Source organism: Methylothermus subterraneus (assembly GCF_054656915.1).
The window spans coordinates 111,741-126,666 of record NZ_BAAHXK010000001.1 but is presented as its reverse complement, the minus strand read 5'-3'; the positions used below and the strand labels follow the sequence as shown (position 1 = coordinate 126,666).

At 59.5% G+C, this 14,926-nt stretch carries 14 protein-coding genes; 7 read left to right on the top strand and 7 right to left on the bottom strand.

The annotated features are described in order from the left end of the window. Nucleotides 1-38: 38 nt before the first annotated feature. Together nhaD and ACYQ3M_RS00600 are read right to left on the bottom strand one after the other, a co-directional pair. On the bottom strand, nucleotides 39-1,403 hold the full coding sequence (gene nhaD, locus ACYQ3M_RS00605) for a sodium:proton antiporter NhaD (protein ID WP_460034106.1): 1,365 nt from the start codon (nucleotides 1,401-1,403) through the stop codon (nucleotides 39-41). A gap of 136 nt (nucleotides 1,404-1,539) precedes the next feature. Next, on the bottom strand, nucleotides 1,540-2,841 hold the full coding sequence (locus tag ACYQ3M_RS00600) for a S41 family peptidase (protein ID WP_460034105.1): 1,302 nt from the start codon (nucleotides 2,839-2,841) through the stop codon (nucleotides 1,540-1,542). Nucleotides 2,842-3,030: 189 nt separating this feature from the next. Between ACYQ3M_RS00600 and ACYQ3M_RS00595 the strand changes: the two genes are divergently transcribed. The 4 genes from ACYQ3M_RS00595 to ACYQ3M_RS00580 are packed head-to-tail and all read left to right on the top strand — an operon-like array spanning nucleotide 3,031 to nucleotide 5,287. Further along, entirely contained in the window at nucleotides 3,031-3,342 is a 312-nt protein-coding gene (locus tag ACYQ3M_RS00595; RefSeq protein ID WP_460034104.1) for an ArsR/SmtB family transcription factor, read from the top strand. Nucleotides 3,343-3,369: 27 nt separating this feature from the next. Next, nucleotides 3,370-3,804 (top strand): rhodanese-like domain-containing protein, encoded by a 435-nt coding sequence (locus ACYQ3M_RS00590; protein ID WP_460034103.1) that lies wholly within the window; start codon nucleotides 3,370-3,372, stop codon nucleotides 3,802-3,804. A gap of 20 nt (nucleotides 3,805-3,824) precedes the next feature. Continuing rightward, entirely contained in the window at nucleotides 3,825-4,280 is a 456-nt protein-coding gene (secB, locus tag ACYQ3M_RS00585; RefSeq protein WP_460034102.1) for a protein-export chaperone SecB, read from the top strand. 2 nt (nucleotides 4,281-4,282) lie between these two features. Further along, entirely contained in the window at nucleotides 4,283-5,287 is a 1,005-nt protein-coding gene (locus ACYQ3M_RS00580; protein WP_460034101.1) for an NAD(P)H-dependent glycerol-3-phosphate dehydrogenase, read from the top strand. On the opposite strand, the gene bioD is transcribed toward ACYQ3M_RS00580, so the two are convergent. Genes bioD through tviB form a run of 5 tightly spaced genes read right to left on the bottom strand, consistent with a single transcriptional unit; the run spans nucleotide 5,252 to nucleotide 9,948 of the window. Then, on the bottom strand, nucleotides 5,252-5,938 hold the full coding sequence (gene bioD, locus ACYQ3M_RS00575) for a dethiobiotin synthase (RefSeq protein ID WP_460034100.1): 687 nt from the start codon (nucleotides 5,936-5,938) through the stop codon (nucleotides 5,252-5,254). The two genes, ACYQ3M_RS00580 and bioD, sit on opposite strands and share 36 nt — an antisense overlap. Next, nucleotides 5,931-7,178, bottom strand: coding sequence for a molybdopterin molybdotransferase MoeA (gene moeA / locus ACYQ3M_RS00570; RefSeq protein WP_460034099.1), 1,248 nt, complete (start codon nucleotides 7,176-7,178; stop codon nucleotides 5,931-5,933). The genes bioD and moeA overlap by 8 nt, the downstream gene beginning before the upstream one ends. Next, nucleotides 7,159-7,677 (bottom strand): molybdopterin-guanine dinucleotide biosynthesis protein B, encoded by a 519-nt coding sequence (mobB, locus tag ACYQ3M_RS00565; protein ID WP_460034098.1) that lies wholly within the window; start codon nucleotides 7,675-7,677, stop codon nucleotides 7,159-7,161. The genes moeA and mobB overlap by 20 nt, the downstream gene beginning before the upstream one ends. After that, nucleotides 7,664-8,674, bottom strand: a complete 1,011-nt coding sequence (locus tag ACYQ3M_RS00560) for an NAD-dependent epimerase (RefSeq protein ID WP_460034097.1) — start codon at nucleotides 8,672-8,674, stop codon at nucleotides 7,664-7,666. Before ACYQ3M_RS00560 ends, mobB begins: the two co-directional genes overlap by 14 nt. Then, nucleotides 8,671-9,948, bottom strand: a complete 1,278-nt coding sequence (gene tviB / locus ACYQ3M_RS00555; protein WP_460034096.1) for a Vi polysaccharide biosynthesis UDP-N-acetylglucosamine C-6 dehydrogenase TviB — start codon at nucleotides 9,946-9,948, stop codon at nucleotides 8,671-8,673. Before tviB ends, ACYQ3M_RS00560 begins: the two co-directional genes overlap by 4 nt. A gap of 144 nt (nucleotides 9,949-10,092) precedes the next feature. Here tviB and ACYQ3M_RS00550 point away from each other — a divergent pair, with 144 nt between their 5' ends. Genes ACYQ3M_RS00550 through prsR form a run of 3 tightly spaced genes read left to right on the top strand, consistent with a single transcriptional unit; the run spans nucleotide 10,093 to nucleotide 14,916 of the window. After that, nucleotides 10,093-11,478 (top strand): TIGR03013 family XrtA/PEP-CTERM system glycosyltransferase, encoded by a 1,386-nt coding sequence (locus tag ACYQ3M_RS00550; protein WP_460034095.1) that lies wholly within the window; start codon nucleotides 10,093-10,095, stop codon nucleotides 11,476-11,478. 1 nt (nucleotide 11,479) lies between these two features. Further along, the gene (gene prsK / locus ACYQ3M_RS00545; RefSeq protein ID WP_460034094.1) at nucleotides 11,480-13,552 is read left to right on the top strand and encodes an XrtA/PEP-CTERM system histidine kinase PrsK; all 2,073 of its coding nucleotides are present in this window, start codon (nucleotides 11,480-11,482) and stop codon (nucleotides 13,550-13,552) included. Continuing rightward, on the top strand, nucleotides 13,549-14,916 hold the full coding sequence (gene prsR, locus ACYQ3M_RS00540; protein ID WP_460034093.1) for a PEP-CTERM-box response regulator transcription factor: 1,368 nt from the start codon (nucleotides 13,549-13,551) through the stop codon (nucleotides 14,914-14,916). The genes prsK and prsR overlap by 4 nt, the downstream gene beginning before the upstream one ends. Nucleotides 14,917-14,926: the final 10 nt, after the last annotated feature.

Here is a 14,926-nt window from a genome sequence, read left to right as displayed (position 1 = left end):
GGTTAGACCCCTTGCCCGCCGGGCAAGGGGTGAGGTCTTTAGGCGTTCAGCCAGATGTGGACGAGGATGCTCAAGAAATACCCAGCGACGATAGCCGGCGTCCAGCGCAGGTGGGAAAAGAAAGTGTACTTGCCCTTGGACACGCCCATCAACGCCACGCCCGCCGCTGAGCCTATAGACAGCATCGACCCTCCCACGCCGGTGGTCAAGGTTACCAGCAGCCATTGATACAGCGGCATGTTCGGATCCATCTCGATGACCGCGAACATCACCGGGATATTGTCGACCACCGCCGACAAAATCCCGATTAGGACGTTGGCGAGAGTAGCGCCCACGTCCCCGTACAGCCATTCGGCCGTCACTTTAAGATAGCCGATGTAGGCCAGCCCTGCGACGCAGAAGATCACGCCGAAGAAAAACATCAAGGTGTCCCATTCGGCGTCGCGCACCATCTCGAAGATGTCGAATCGCTTGTCGCGGGGAAGATCGTGTTCTTGGTGTTTGAGCCAGAAGCCATAAATCGCCAGGATTCCCCAGCCCAGCATCATGCCCATGAACGGCGGCAGGTTTAAGAATTGCTTTAAGCCCACCGCCAGGGCGATGGTCAAAGCGAACAAGGCGCAGATGGTATAAGCGCCGATTTTCAGCGGCACCAAGCCGTCTTCGCTTTGGTCTGGCTGCTCGTCGGGGATGGCAAAGTGCATCGCCACCGCCGGCACCAAGAAATTGACTACCGAGGGAATGAACAGCTCGAAAAACTCAAAGAAACTGGCTTTTTCCGCTTGCCAGACCATCAGCGTGGTGATGTCGCCGAATGGGCTAAAGGCCCCTCCGGCGTTGGCCGCGACCACTAGGTTGATGAGTCCCAAGGTGATAAAGCGCGGATTGTCTTTGCCCACCGCCAGGACCACGGTGCCCATCAAGAGCGCGGTGGTCAGGTTATCGGCGACCGCCGACAGGAAGAAGGCGATGATGCCGGTGATCCAGAACAGCTTGCGATAGCCGAAGTTGCGGCTGATCAGCCAAGAGCGTAGGCGTTCGAACACGTTGCGGTCGGCCATGGCGTTGATGTAAGTCATGGCGACGAGCAAGAACAGCATCAACTGCCCGTACTCGTTGACGTTGCCGGCGATCACTTGCTGCAGCTCTTCCGCCGAAACCCCCTTGGTGCTGGCCAGATAGGCCACTTCCGCCCAAATAATGACGGCGGCAATGATGACCGGTTTGGATTTTTTCAGCTCGATGAATTCTTCGGTCATCACCAGGATGTAGGCGATGAGGAAGATCAAAAGGCAGTAAACCCCCCGTTCGGTCGCCACCAATCCTAGGACTTCCCCTTCGGAGGCAGCAGCAATGGACGGCAATCCCAATAAAACCAGCAAAGCGAATATAAGCCTAAACAAGAGGACCTCCCTTAAAATCCCGATAGTTGAAGAAACTGACGGCTTTATATGATAGGCAATTTAACCGCCTAAAGCGTAATTTTTGGTGCCAAAGACGGACGCCAACCCGATGGATTGGCGCCGCTTGAAAAGCTCGTCAAAGCGAAGCGCCTTTGACGATGTTGATCGCCTTGAGCACGTTTAAGGCTTCGTGCAGATAGTAATCTTGCAATAGGCCCTCTGCTTCTTCTTCCTTGGTCTTGTCCGGCTGCGTTTTTTTCTGGCCGTTTTCCAGATGCCTGGACAAATCCGCCTCGGTCAAAGGCTTGAACTCATCGGCTTCGCGGATCTTCTCCAGACGCACCGTCCCTAAAGTGATGTCGGGAACGATCCCTTCCGCCTGAATCGAGCGCCCAGAAGGGGTATAGTAACGGGCCGTGGTTATCTTAACGCCGCCGCCGTTGCTCAAAGGAAGGATGGTCTGAACCGAGCCTTTGCCGAAGGTTTTTTGCCCCAAGAGGATGGCGCGTTTGTGGTCCTGCAATGCCCCGGCGACGATCTCCGCGGCCGAGGCCGAACCGGCGTTGATCAGTACCGCCATCGGCACGCCTTCCAAGATATCGCCGGGGGTGGCTTCAAACTTCATTTTCGACTCCTCGATGCGACCGTCGGTATAGACGATCAGGCCGCGATCCAAGAAGGCGTCGCTGACCGCCACGGCCGCGTTTAAGACCCCGCCGGGGTTGTTGCGTAGGTCTAAGACGACGCCTTTGAGCGGCCCTTCTTCCTTGAGTTTGGCCACCGCCTTGGTCAGCTGCTCGCCGGTGCCTGACTGGAAGCTGGTAATGCGCAGATACCCATAGCCCGGTTCGAGCACTTGGTGCTTGACGCTTTTGACTTTGATCACGGCCCGGGTAAGGGTGATCTTGAGCGGTTTATCGAGGCCTTCGCGGACGACGGTGAGCGTGATCTGCGTGCCGGGCTGGCCGCGCATGATCTTGACCGCTTCCTCTAAGGACATCCCTTTGACCGGCTTCTCGTCCAGGCGGATGATCAAATCGCCGGGTTTGATGCCGGCTTTCTGAGCGGGAGTATCGTCGATGGGGGCGATGACCTTGATGAAGCCGTTTTCCATCCCGACCTCGATCCCTAAGCCGCCGAATTGGCCGGTCGTACCGATGCGTAATTCCTTGAGCTCATCCGCGGTCAAGTAGGCCGAATGGGGGTCGAGTCCAGACAGCATACCGCGGATGGCGTTTTCCAGCAGCGATTTGTCCGAAACCGGCTCCACGTAGTCTTCCTGAATGCGCTCGAAGACCTCAGTGAACGAACGCAGCTCGGTAAACGGGATCGTCTCGGTTTTTGATGCCGAGCGCTCTGCGAGGACGCTCCCGCAGGTACCGATCAGAATCCCAAGTAAAGTGCCCAGGACAAGCAGCAACAAGTTTCTGGTACGCATCGATGCTTCCTTGAAGGATCAAATCGTCAATAAGTATGACATCATTTTCCCGCCTTGAAATCCCCTCCCTGCGTGTAGACTTAAGGCGGAGGTTAGGCAGGGCAAACGCAGGAAAAAGGCATTATAATAACGCCTCTTAAAAGGCGGCGGGATAGCTATCCCGAGTTATAAGGTAATCGGCAAAAACCTATGGCACGGCAGTTGATCGTCGACGACGCAGACGTCATCCATGCGGCTAGGTGCTTGAAGGCGATGTCGCATCCATTGCGGCTGAAGATTTTGTGCGTTTTGGGCAAGGGGCCGGCGAGCGTGCAGGAAATCCTAGCCCAAGTCGGTACGACGCAGAGCAATGTTTCCCAGCACTTAGCGATCTTACGCACAAAAGGGATTTTGACCTTCAACAAGCGGGCCAATCGCGTCTATTACCGTATCGACGACGAGCGCACCTTACACTTGATCGAGATGATCCGCTCGGTGTTTTGCGATCACGACATCCACTAACCTCTAACATATAAGGATTTTTGGCTTATGGAGCGTTTGCTGGAATTTATAGGCAACCATTTGTACTTGGTTCTCGCGTTTGCCGCCGTGGTCGTGTTGTTGCTGCGCGACCTGATAGAGGGCCTGCTGCGCAAGTACCAGGTCATCACCCCGATGGAGGCGGTGATGCTAATCAACCAAGACGATGCGGTGGTGGTGGACGTGCGCCAGCCGAACGAGTGGGCGAAGGGGCATATCGTGGGCGCTAAATTGATTGCGCTGGAAGAGTTAGAAAAACGCTTGAGCGAACTGGAGGATTTAAAATCTAAACCAATTATCGTGACCTGCCAATCGGGGATCCGCGCGCCTGCGGCGTGCAAGAGGCTGATTCAAGCGGGTTTTGAAAAGGTTTATTTGCTCAAGAACGGCATGACGGCGTGGGAGGAAGCCAACCTGCCGGTCACGAAATCCAAATCCACTTAAACCTTTAAAGGAACCTTAATATGGCTGACCAAGCGGAAAAGCAGTTTGCGATCCAAAAGCTTTACGTGAAGGACGTGTCTTTCGAGACGCCCAATTCGCCCAATATTTTTACCCAACGCTGGGAACCTCAGGTCGAGTTCAACTTAGCCAGCCAAGTCCAGAACTTGCAAGAGCACTTGTATGAGGTGGTCCTGACCGTGACGATCACGGTCAAGATCAAGGAGATGACCGCGTATCTGGTCGAGGCCGCCCAAGCCGGAATTTTTGCCATTCAAGGATTCAGCCAGGAGGAACTGGAGCCGTTGCTTGGGATCTATTGCCCAAGCATCTTGTTCCCTTACGTCCGCGAAGTGGTCTCGGACCTCTCCCTCAAAGGGGGGTTCATGCCCATGCTGCTGCCGCCGGTCAATTTTGAAGCCCTCTACGCCCAAAAGCTGCAGCAGCGGGCGGGGGAAACCCAAAGTCGACCGAACTGAACATGGATTTTGCCGGTGTAAGCGTGTTGGGGGCAGGTTCGTGGGGGACTGCGCTCGCTCATCTGATCGCCGGCAATGGTTTTGACGTCAGTCTGTGGGACATCGATCCCGAGCGGATTTGGGCGCTACGCAAGACGCGCACCAACGAGCGTTACCTGCCTGGGCTTTTGCTTTCTCCCCGCATCCAGTTTGCAGACGATCTCAGACAGGCGATAAGCGGCAAGGACCTAATCCTGCTTGCCGTGCCCAGCCACGCTTTCGCCGCCTGCTTGAGAAACCTTCGTCCTTTTCTGCCGCCTTGGCCCAAAATCGCCTGGGGCACCAAGGGACTGGACCCAGACGGCGGGTGCCTGTTGCACGAGGTAGCGCTTGAGGTGTTGGGGCCAAATTGTCATCTGGCGGCTTTGTCGGGACCGACCTTTGCGCGCGAGGTCATGCTCGGCTTGCCTTCGGCGATCACGGTGGCCTCGCACGAAGCCGAATTCGCCACGGCGATAGCCGAGCTTCTGCACAACGAGTTTTTCCGCGCTTACACCTCGAGCGATCTGGTCGGAGTGCAGCTTGGGGGAGCGGTCAAAAACGTATTGGCCATCGCGGCCGGGGTCTCCGACGGCATGGGGTTTGGCGCCAACGCCCGCGCCGCTTTGATCACCCGCGGCCTGGCGGAGATGATCCGGTTGGGGGAAGCGCTGGGCGCAAGGCGCGAGACGTTCATGGGCTTGGCCGGGGTCGGCGATCTGATCCTGACCGCCACCGACGATCAATCCAGAAACCGCCGGCTGGGGTTGGGGTTAGGCAAGGGACGGACGGTGGTGGAGCTTAAGGCCGAGATCGGCCAGGAGATCGAAGGCATTTTGACCGCGCGGTTGGTTTGGCAACTGGCCGCTAAGCTCGGGGTCGAGATGCCCATCGTCGAGCAAGTTTACGCTTTGCTCTACGAGGAAGCCGCGCCGCAGGAAGCGGTACGCAAGCTACTGCTTAGGGAGCGCAAACCCGAGGCGTTTTAGCAAAGGCTGCAGGGCCTGCACCCGCTTTTCTTCCCCAGACAGGTAGGGAACGGGATAGATCGGCACCTGGGTGAAGCGATTTAAATCCTCGGCGTTGTTTAGGGCCAAGCTAGAACGGCCAATTGGGTTGAGGACCACGCCAACGGGGTCTAGGCCACGGTTTGTTACCGCCTCCAACGTCGTCAACACCTGATGGATGGCGCCCAAGCGGTCGGCGGCCACGACCAGCACCGGAAACCCAAGCGCCTGGGCCAGATCGGCGTTTAAAGCCGCCTGAGCGATCGGGGAATAGAATCCGCCGGCGCCCTCTACCAGCATCACGCCCTCCCCGGGCGGCTGGCAGGCGTGGATTAGCTGCTCTAAAGTGAGCGGTTGGCCAGCGAGGCGGGAAGCGCGCTCTGGCGAGACGGCGGCCTCGAAGCGGTAGGGGCAGACCGTCTCTAGAGGCTCCAAGTCGCCGGCGGCGCGGCTTAAGAACTGAGCATCGTGAGGCAGAAGGCCATAGGCTGTGCGCGTGCAGCCGGTTTCCACCGGTTTGCGCACCCATACTTTGACCGAACTTGCCCGAAGCGCTCGCGCCAGAGCGGCGCCGATATAGGTTTTACCTACCCCTGTGTCGGTGCCGGTAATAAACAAACCGCGCTCAGTCACGGAAAATATCCACCGCGAAAGGCTCTACCTCCACCCATTCGCCGGCCCGTACCCCGGTGCTTTGCGCAGGCAGCACGATAAAGCAGTTAGCCCGGCTGAGGGTGGCCAGTTGGTGGGCTTCCTGTCCTGCCAGGCCGGTGACGATCGCTGACCCCGAGCGCTCCAGGTCGAGCCGGCCGCGCATGAATTCCAGCCGCCCCGGGGTCTTGGGCAGATCGTTTTGGCAAAGCGCTTGCAACCTAAGCGGCTTGAAGCCGGGGGCGCCGGCCAATTTCCACAGCGCCGGGCGAACGATTTGGCTAAAGCCCACGTGGACCGAGACGGGGTTGCCTGGCAAGCCAAAATACCAAGCCCGGCCCACGCGGCCGAAGATCAAGGGTTTGCCCGGTTTGATCGCAAGTCGCCATAAATGGAGCTGCCCGACTTGGGCCAGTGCCTGACGCAGCAGGTCCTTATCGCCCACCGAGGCCCCGCCGGAACTCAAAATGAGGTCGCAGTATTGCCCGGCCTCTTTGAGCAGGCCGGTCAGCGCCGCCAGGTCGTCCGGTACGGCGCCGAGGTCGCAGGCCAGGACCGGGAACTCCGCCAGCAGCCCGTGCAGGCTGTAGCGGTTGCTGTCGTAGATCTGGCCCAAACCCAAAGGCTCGTCCAGACCGCGCAGTTCATCGCCGGTGGAGAAATAGGCCACGCGCGGTTTCTGGAACACGCGCACCCTCGAGATCCCAAGCGCCGCTAGCAAGCCTAGATCTTGCGCCCTGAGGCGATGGCCGCGGCCAAACAAAACCTCGCCGCAGCGCACGTCGCTCCCGGCCGCGCGGATGTTTTCCCCGGGTTGGGGTAGGCGTTTGAGGCGGATGGCTTGCGCCTCCCGCACCACCTCTTCCTGCATGATCACGGCGGTGGTCCCTTCCGGGATCGCGGCGCCGGTGAAGATGCGCACGGCTTGAGCCGGCTTAAGGCGGCTTGGGTAAGGTTTGCCCGCGGAACTTTCCCCGACCACGGGAAGGAATTCTGGCAGCGGCTCGCTCACGTTTAGCGCGTAGCCGTCCACCGCCGCGTTGGCAAAGGTAGGCAGCGCTTTGGGGGCTTGGACCGTTTCAGCAAGAATGCGGCCTAAAGCGGCTTGGAGAGGGACTTGCTCCCAGAAAGCAAGCGGGGAGATCGCCGCCAAGATCTGGCTGAGCGCCGTTTCCAGGCTCAGTAAACCGCTCTGGCAAGGGTCAACGGGCGAGGAAGTCATGCACGATAAAATCGCAGATCGCCTGCGGTTGGTTAAGATCCAGCCAAGGCAGCGGACAGCTAAGTTTCACATCGCTCGCCACGGCGATGATGTGGGGGTCTTCGGGAAAGAGCAAGGGTTTGCCCAAAGCCGGGCGGTAAAGTTCGATCTTGGGGATAGGTTCGCGTTTGAAGCCTTCCACCAAGATGAGGTCTAGGTGGCGGGTATCTAGGAAACTCAGTTGCTCGGCGAGGCGAAGCTCGGCTTGCTCGGGGTATTCGTAAACAATCGCCCGCCTTCGACTCGACACCACCATCACTGGACTGGCGCCGGCCTGACGCAACCTGTAGCTGTCCTTGCCGGGCTGATCGAGGTCAAAGCGGTGGTGGGCGTGTTTGATCACCCCGACTTTTAGCCCTTCCCGACTGAGGAGAGGGATCAGTTGGACCAGTAGGGTGGTTTTGCCGGTCCCGCTGAAAGCGGCCAAGCCGAGCAAAGGGGGGGGGTCAACGGTAGCCATAGTAGTCCTTGTACCAGGCCACGAAGCGAGAAATGCCGTCTTCGATGGGGGTGCGGGGCGCGTAGCCCACCGCTTGGACGAGGTCGCTCACGTCGGCAAAGGTTTCAGGAACATCGCCCGGCTGCATGGGCAGGAAGTTTTTTTGCGCCTGGATTCCCAAGGCGTCTTCTAAGACTTCGATGAAACGCAGCAGTTCCACCGGACGGTGGCTGCCGATGTTGTAAATCCGGTAGGGGGCTAGGCTGCTACCGGGATCGGGATGATCTCCGGACCAATTCGGGTTGGGTTCGGGAAGTCGGTCCAGAATCCGCACCACCCCTTCGACGATGTCGTCGATGTAGGTGAAGTCGCGCTTGTGCCGGCCGAAGTTGTAAACGTCTATGGGCTTGCCTTCCAAGATGTTGCGGGTGAACTTGAACAGCGCCATATCCGGGCGCCCCCAGGGGCCGTAGACGGTAAAAAACCTAAGGCCGGTGGTGGGAAGACGGTAAAGATAGCTGTACGTGTGGGCCAAAAGTTCGTTGGCCTTTTTGGTGGCCGCGTACAGGCTCAAAGGGTGGTCGACGTTGTGGTGGACCGAGAACGGCATTTGGGTATTGGCCCCGTAAACCGAGCTGGAGGAGGCATAGACCAGATGTTCCACCTCGAAGCGGCGGCACGCTTCCAGGATATTGCCAAACCCGACGAGGTTGGCGTCGATGTAGCTGAACGGATTTTCCAGCGAGTAGCGCACCCCGGCCTGGGCGGCCAGATGCACCACGCGAGCCGGGCGAAACGTGCGAAAAGCTGCAAAGACGGTCTCGCGGTCTTCGAGGTTGGCGCGGATCTCGGTAAATCCAGGGCGCGCTTTGAGCCGATCTAGGCGCGCTTGTTTGAGGCGCACGTCGTAGTAGGGGTTAAGGTTGTCGAGCCCAATCACCTCGTCGCCGCGGTCGAGTAATCTGTGGGCCAGAAACGAACCGATGAAGCCGGCGGCGCCGGTTACCAGGATTTTCATAGGCGCCCGTCTACCTGATCTTTAGGCAAAATCCCTTTGACGTCGAACAAAACCGCGTTGGGTTTGCCCAAGGCCCGGATCTTCTCGGCCCCCATTTCCCGGAATAGGTCGTGGGCGGTGGCGACGATGATCGCATCGTAGCGCCCCGGCCTAAGTTCCTTGAGCAGCTCGATTCCAAGCTCCTCCTGGACTTCGTCGGGGTAGGCCAAAGGGTCGTACACTTCGACCTGGGCCGAATAAGTTTCCAGTTCGCGGATCATGTCGGTCACCCGGCTGTTGCGTATGTCGGGGCAGTTTTCCTTGAACGTGATCCCTAAGATCAAGACTTTGGCCTGACACACGTGGATGCGCCGCTGGTTCATTAGCTTGACCACCCGCGCGACCACGTATTCGCCCATGGCGTCGTTGATTCGCCTTCCGGCCAGGATGATCTCGGGGTGGTGGCCGATCTCTTGGGCCTTGTGGGTCAGATAGTAAGGGTCGACGCCGATGCAGTGGCCACCCACCAGACCCGGCCGAAACGGCAAAAAATTCCACTTGCTGCCGGCGGCCGCCAGCACTTCAAGGGTATCCAAACCGAGCTTGTGAAACAGCACCGCCAGTTCGTTGATCAGCGCAATGTTGACGTCGCGCTGGGTGTTCTCGATCACCTTGGCGGCTTCGGCGACCTTGATGCTGGGGGCCAGGTGGGTGCCGGCGGGGATGATGCTGCGGTAGAGCCGATCGATGAACTCGGCCACTTCCGGGGTCGAACCCGAGGTGACTTTGACGACGGTGGTGAGCCGGTGCATTTTGTCGCCGGGGTTGATGCGCTCGGGACTGTAGCCGGCAAAAAAGTCGCGGTTGAATTTTAACCCCGATTCCTGCTCTAGGATCGGCACGCACACTTCCTCGGTGGCGCCGGGATAGACGGTGGATTCGTAGACCACCACATCGCCCGGTTTGAGCAGCCTGCCCACCGTGCGGCTGGCGGAGGTCAAAGGTTTTAAGTCTGGGCGCTTGTGTTGGTCGATGGGGGTAGGGACGGTGATCACGAACACGTTGCACTGGCTTAAGTCTTTAGGCTCCGTGGTGAGCTGAAGCCGCTCGGCGCGCTTGAGCTCTTCGGCCTCTACCTCCCGCGAGCGGTCAAAGCCGCGTTTTAGTTCCTCGATTCGTTTGGGGTTGATGTCTAAACCGAGGGTGTCAAAGCGGCGCCCGAACTCCACCGCCAGCGGCAGACCCACATAACCTAGGCCGACGATGCCGATTTTGACCTCGTCCAACGATAGCATGCCCTGCTCCTTAAAAAGTTGAATTTAGCTCAGCATAGCTCAATTTGCGGCTAAATTTAAATTCGCTTAGCGCTTTTTACCCTGAGCTTTTTTGCTAGCATGAAAAGCTCAAGGGCAGCTTTCTTAACGAGAAGAGGTTAGGCCGTGATCCGGATTTTCCGCCACTACGTGTCCACTGTGTATCTGGGGCTGATGGCCGTAGAGATGGTTGTGCTTTCGGCGGCGATCTTCATCGGCGCGCACCTGCGTTTTTTGCGCGCCGACGGTTGGCAGGCAGAGTCCGATTGGTGGATCACTGCTTTGCTGTTTGCTTTCACGGGGGTGATCTTAAACGCCGCTTTGGGGTTGTACCAGCGCGCGGCCCACCGCTGGGGGATGGCTGAGCTGGTGCTGCGCCTGAGCTTAAGCTTTATATTCGCCACGGTGGGAATGAGCTTGATCTTCTATGCGTTCCCGGATTTGTTCGTAGGCCGTGGGATCTTCGGATTTGCCGTCTTGTTCTCGCTGCTTGCGCTCTTGGGCGTGCGCCTGCTGTTTTGCCGGTTCGTAGACAGCGCCCGCCTCAAGCGCCGGGTCTTGGTGCTCGGGGCCGGAGAGCTTGCCCGCCGCATCTTAGATTGTAGCCAGAGGCTGCCTGCGAATCTGAATTTGGTGGGGTTTGTGCGCATGGGCGGCGAGGCGTGTCAGATCGACGGCGAGCGGCTGATCGAAATGAACGTCCCCTTGCGGGAATTGGCCGAGCGTGAGGATATCGACGAAATCGTGGTCGCCCCCGACGACCGCCGCGGGGGATTGCCGGTGGATGAAATTTTGGACTGCAAGATGCAGGGGATCGAGGTGGTGGACCTGTTGACTTTCTTCGAGCGCGAGCTTGGGATCGTCAAAATCGATTGTTTGCATCCAAGCTGGCTGGTGTTTTCCGACGGCTTCAAAATGCATAGCAGCTTGGTTCTAAAGCGCTTGTTTGACATCGCTGCAAGCCTTGGCTTACTGGCCGTGACCTGGCCGGTGATGCTGGCGACCGCTTTGGCGCTCTGGATCGAGAGCCGAGGAAAATGGCCGATTTTTTACCGGCAGACGCGGGTAGGGGCCGATTGGCAACTATTCCAAGTGGTTAAGTTCCGCAGCATGCGCCCGGATGCGGAAAAAGGCGGGGCGTTGATGGCCAGGCCCAACGACGAGCGGGTGACCCGGGTAGGGAGATTCATCCGCAAGACGAGGATCGACGAGCTGCCGCAGCTGTGGAATGTATTGAAAGGCGATATGAGCTTCGTCGGCCCGCGTCCGGAACGGCCCGAGTTCGTCGAAAAGTTCGCTGAAACCATCCCCTATTACGCCGAGCGCCACCGGGTCAAACCCGGGATCACCGGCTGGGCCCAGGTGCGCTACCAATACGCCGAGAGCGAACAGGACACGCTCGAAAAGCTGCAATACGATTTGTATTACGTCAAAAACTACAGCCTGTTTTTGGATTTTTTGATTTTGCTCCAGACCGTGGAAGTGGTGTTGTGGGGCAAGGGGGCGCGCTGACATGAACGATTTCATCGGCGCGGTCAGCTATGCGATTGCCGCTGCCGCCTATGCGTTTTTAACCCTTATCTTAGCCACCTGCTGGCGGGGCCGCGTGCAGGGGGGATTGTTGCTTTTGGCGGCCGGCTTGACCGCGCTGTGGGCGGGGGTCAATGCTTGGCAGTTGGCCTTTAGGGCTTTGCCGGCGGCGACGGTTTGGTCGCTGGAAACCCTGTACGCCGGGAGCTGGCTGCTGTTTTTGTGGCGGCTGTTGCCGGCGGAGTGGCGCGCCAGACGGCCTTCGCGTTTGGCCCAATACGGTGGCCTGGGGCTTTGGGGTGGGCTGCTGGTGCAGCCGTGGCTGACCCCCTGGCTGGCCGCGAGGTGGCAGCTCACCGAAGCGCCGCTTCTTGGCCAGCTTACGCTTGCCCTGGCCGGCCTGGTCCTGGTGGAGCAGGTGTATCGGAATACGCGGCCCGACCGGCGCTGGTATCTTAAGTTTCTGTGCCTGGCGCTTGGCGGAATGTACGCGTATGCGTTTTACCTCTATTCCGAGGCTTTGTTGTTCAAGCGCATCGACCCTAGCCTGTGGGCGGCCAGGGGATTGGTGGCGAGCCTTTGGGTGCCGCTTTTGGCGGTGACGGCGGCGCGCAATCCGGACTGGTCGGTAGGGGTGTTCGTCTCCCGGGAGGTCGTGTTCCATTCGGCGGCGGTGTTGGGAGCGGGGCTGTATCTTCTGGTCATGGCCGGGGCGGGTTACTACATCCGGCTGTACGGCGGCCAGTGGGGCGAGGTCTTTCAGATCGCTTTCCTGGTCGGGGCCGGGGTCTTGCTTTTGGTTCTGTTGTTTTCCGGCTCCGTGCGGGCGCGCCTTAGGGTGTTTCTGAACAAACATTTTTTCAACTACCGCTACGATTACCGCAAAGAGTGGCTCAGAATCACCCAGATCTTATCCCAGGCCGAGGACGGATCACCCTTAGGGGAGCGCGTGATCCGGGCCTTGGCCGGGCTGGTGGAGAGCCCTTCCGGGATACTCTGGGTGCGCTCCCCCTCGGGGCGCTTTTTGCACGCGGCGGAATGGGGAGAACCCAAGTTTAGGCAGGAGGCGCTCGAGGCGGACGAGCCGGTGATCGAATTGATGCAGCGCCGCAGATGGGTGGTCAACCTCAAGGAACTGAGCCGCTTGCCCGAGGTGTACGACGGTCTTGACTGGCCCTGCTGGTTGCAGGACTATCGCGAAGCGTGGCTCTTGGTGCCGCTGCTTTATGGGGAGACTCTATGGGGGGTGGTGCTGTTGACCCGCCCGCGGGCGAACATCGAGTGCAATTGGGAGGTGCTCGACGTGCTCAAGACCGCCGGCCGGCAGGCGGCGAGTTTCCTGGTGGTGGAAGAAACCGCCAATCGCCTGCTGGAGGCGCGCCAGTTCGAGGGCTTCAACCGCTTGGCGGCGTTCGTGGTCCACGACCTCAAGAACCTGGTCGCGCAGCTTTCCTTGGTGGTGCGCAACGCCGACAAACACGCCGCCAATCCTGAATTCGTGCGCGATGCGATGGCCACCGTCGAGCACGCGGTCGGTAAGATGAACCGCCTGCTCACTCAGCTCAAGAACTTGGGGGCGCAGCAGCACGCGACCCGAATCGATCTGCGCGCCTTACTGCAAGAAGTAATCGCCGCCCGCGCCGGCCAGCTGCCAAGACCTAGGCTGGAATGCCGGGTGACGGCGGAAGTTCCGGTGTTGGCGGAAGCCTCGCGTTTGGCTTCGGCGCTCGAGCACATTGTCCAGAACGCGCAAGAGGCCGCCGGCCGGCACGGTTGGGTAAAAGTAACCTTGGACTTGAGGGAGCGGCAGGCTATAGTTGAAGTGGAAGACAACGGTCCGGGAATGGACGCCGAATTCATCCACAAGCGCCTGTTCAAGCCGTTTGAGACCACCAAAGGTTTGAGCGGCATCGGGATAGGCGCTTACGAAAGCCGAGAATACGTGCGCGCCCTGGGCGGGGATTTGTTGGTCCAGAGCGCGCCGGGGAAAGGGAGCCGATTTTGTTTCATCCTTCCTTTGGCTGTGGATCAAGTGAGTGCGGAGGTGGCGGTTTGACGGGAGAGCCTAACGCAGTCAAGACCTTGTTGATCGTCGAGGACGATCCGGGTCTTAGGAATCAGCTCAAGTGGCACTTTGCCGATCGCTATGCGGTTGCCACCGCCGAGGATCGCGAAGCGGCGCTCGCGATCGTCAAAAAGGCCGCCCCTGGTGTGGTGACCTTGGATTTGGGTCTGCCGCCCGATCCGGGCGGGGTATCGGAAGGCTTTGCGGCCCTAGAGGCGATTTTAAAGCTGGCGCCTGCCACCAAGGTGATCGTCATCACCGGCAACGACGACCGCGCCAACGCCGTGCGCGCCATCGGCGCAGGGGCCTACGACTTTTACTCCAAGCCGATCGAGGCCGACCTACTCGGCTTGATCGTGGAGCGCGCCTTTCGCCTATTTGCCCTAGAGGAGGAAAACCGCAAGCTGGCGCGCCTTAACGTTCATTTCCCATTGGACGGGGTGATCGCCGCCAGCGCGGAGATGCACAGGATCTGCCGGCTGGTCGAGCAACTCGCTCCTACCAATTTGAGCGTTCTGTTCTTGGGCGAGAGCGGTACCGGCAAGGAAGTCATGGCGCGCGCTCTGCACCGGCTAAGTCCTCGGGGACAGGGGCCGTTCGTGGCGATCAATGCCGCCGCGATCCCGGACAATCTTTTGGAGGCGGAGCTGTTCGGCTACGAGAAGGGGGCGTTTACCGACGCCGTCAAGCAGACCAAGGGCAAGATTGAACTGGCCCAAGGCGGCACCTTGTTCTTAGACGAAATCGGCGACATGCCCCTCGCGCTTCAGCCTAAACTGTTGCGTTTCCTGCAGGAGCGGGTAATCGAGCGCGTCGGCGGGCGCCGGGAAATCCCGGTGGACGTGCGGGTGGTCTGCGCCACCCATCAAAACCTCGAGCGGCTGATCGCCGAGGGCCGCTTCCGCCAGGACCTTTACTTTCGCCTCAACGAGGCGAGCATCGAGCTGCCGCCGTTGCGCGAGCGCAAGGAGGACATCCCGGTCCTCGCGCGCGCCTTCTTGCACCGCTACACCTTAGAGATGAAGCGCAACCTGCTCGATTTCACCGAGGCGGCGCTGGCCGCCATGGAGGCTTACCCTTGGCCGGGCAACGTGCGCGAGCTGCAAGGGCGGGTCAAGACCGCCGTTGCCTTGGCGCGCGGGCCTAAGATCGACGTTGTCGACCTCAAGCTGCCGGAGGCCGGGCAAGAACGGCGTATCTTGACTTTGCGCGAAGCCCGCGAGCTGGCCGAGCGGGAAGCCTTGTGCCGGGCTTTGAGCGAGGCCGGAGGCAGCATTTCCAAAGCGGCGGAAATCCTCGACGTCACCCGTCCCACGCTATACGCTTTGTTGGCCAAATTCGATTTGAAAGTTTAGGAGCTTGAGT

Coding starts and splice junctions, on each gene's coding strand:
- ACYQ3M_RS00595 (WP_460034104.1), top strand. CDS start 3,031: ATGGCACGGCAGTTGATCGTCGACGACGCAGACGTCATCCATGCGGCT.
- ACYQ3M_RS00580 (WP_460034101.1), top strand. CDS start 4,283: ATGGATTTTGCCGGTGTAAGCGTGTTGGGGGCAGGTTCGTGGGGGACT.
- prsK (WP_460034094.1), top strand. CDS start 11,480: ATGAACGATTTCATCGGCGCGGTCAGCTATGCGATTGCCGCTGCCGCC.
- mobB (WP_460034098.1), bottom strand. CDS start 7,677: ATGGCTACCGTTGACCCCCCCCCTTTGCTCGGCTTGGCCGCTTTCAGC.
- secB (WP_460034102.1), top strand. CDS start 3,825: ATGGCTGACCAAGCGGAAAAGCAGTTTGCGATCCAAAAGCTTTACGTG.
- ACYQ3M_RS00600 (WP_460034105.1), bottom strand. CDS start 2,841: ATGCGTACCAGAAACTTGTTGCTGCTTGTCCTGGGCACTTTACTTGGG.
- ACYQ3M_RS00590 (WP_460034103.1), top strand. CDS start 3,370: ATGGAGCGTTTGCTGGAATTTATAGGCAACCATTTGTACTTGGTTCTC.
- moeA (WP_460034099.1), bottom strand. CDS start 7,178: ATGACTTCCTCGCCCGTTGACCCTTGCCAGAGCGGTTTACTGAGCCTG.
- ACYQ3M_RS00560 (WP_460034097.1), bottom strand. CDS start 8,674: ATGAAAATCCTGGTAACCGGCGCCGCCGGCTTCATCGGTTCGTTTCTG.
- tviB (WP_460034096.1), bottom strand. CDS start 9,948: ATGCTATCGTTGGACGAGGTCAAAATCGGCATCGTCGGCCTAGGTTAT.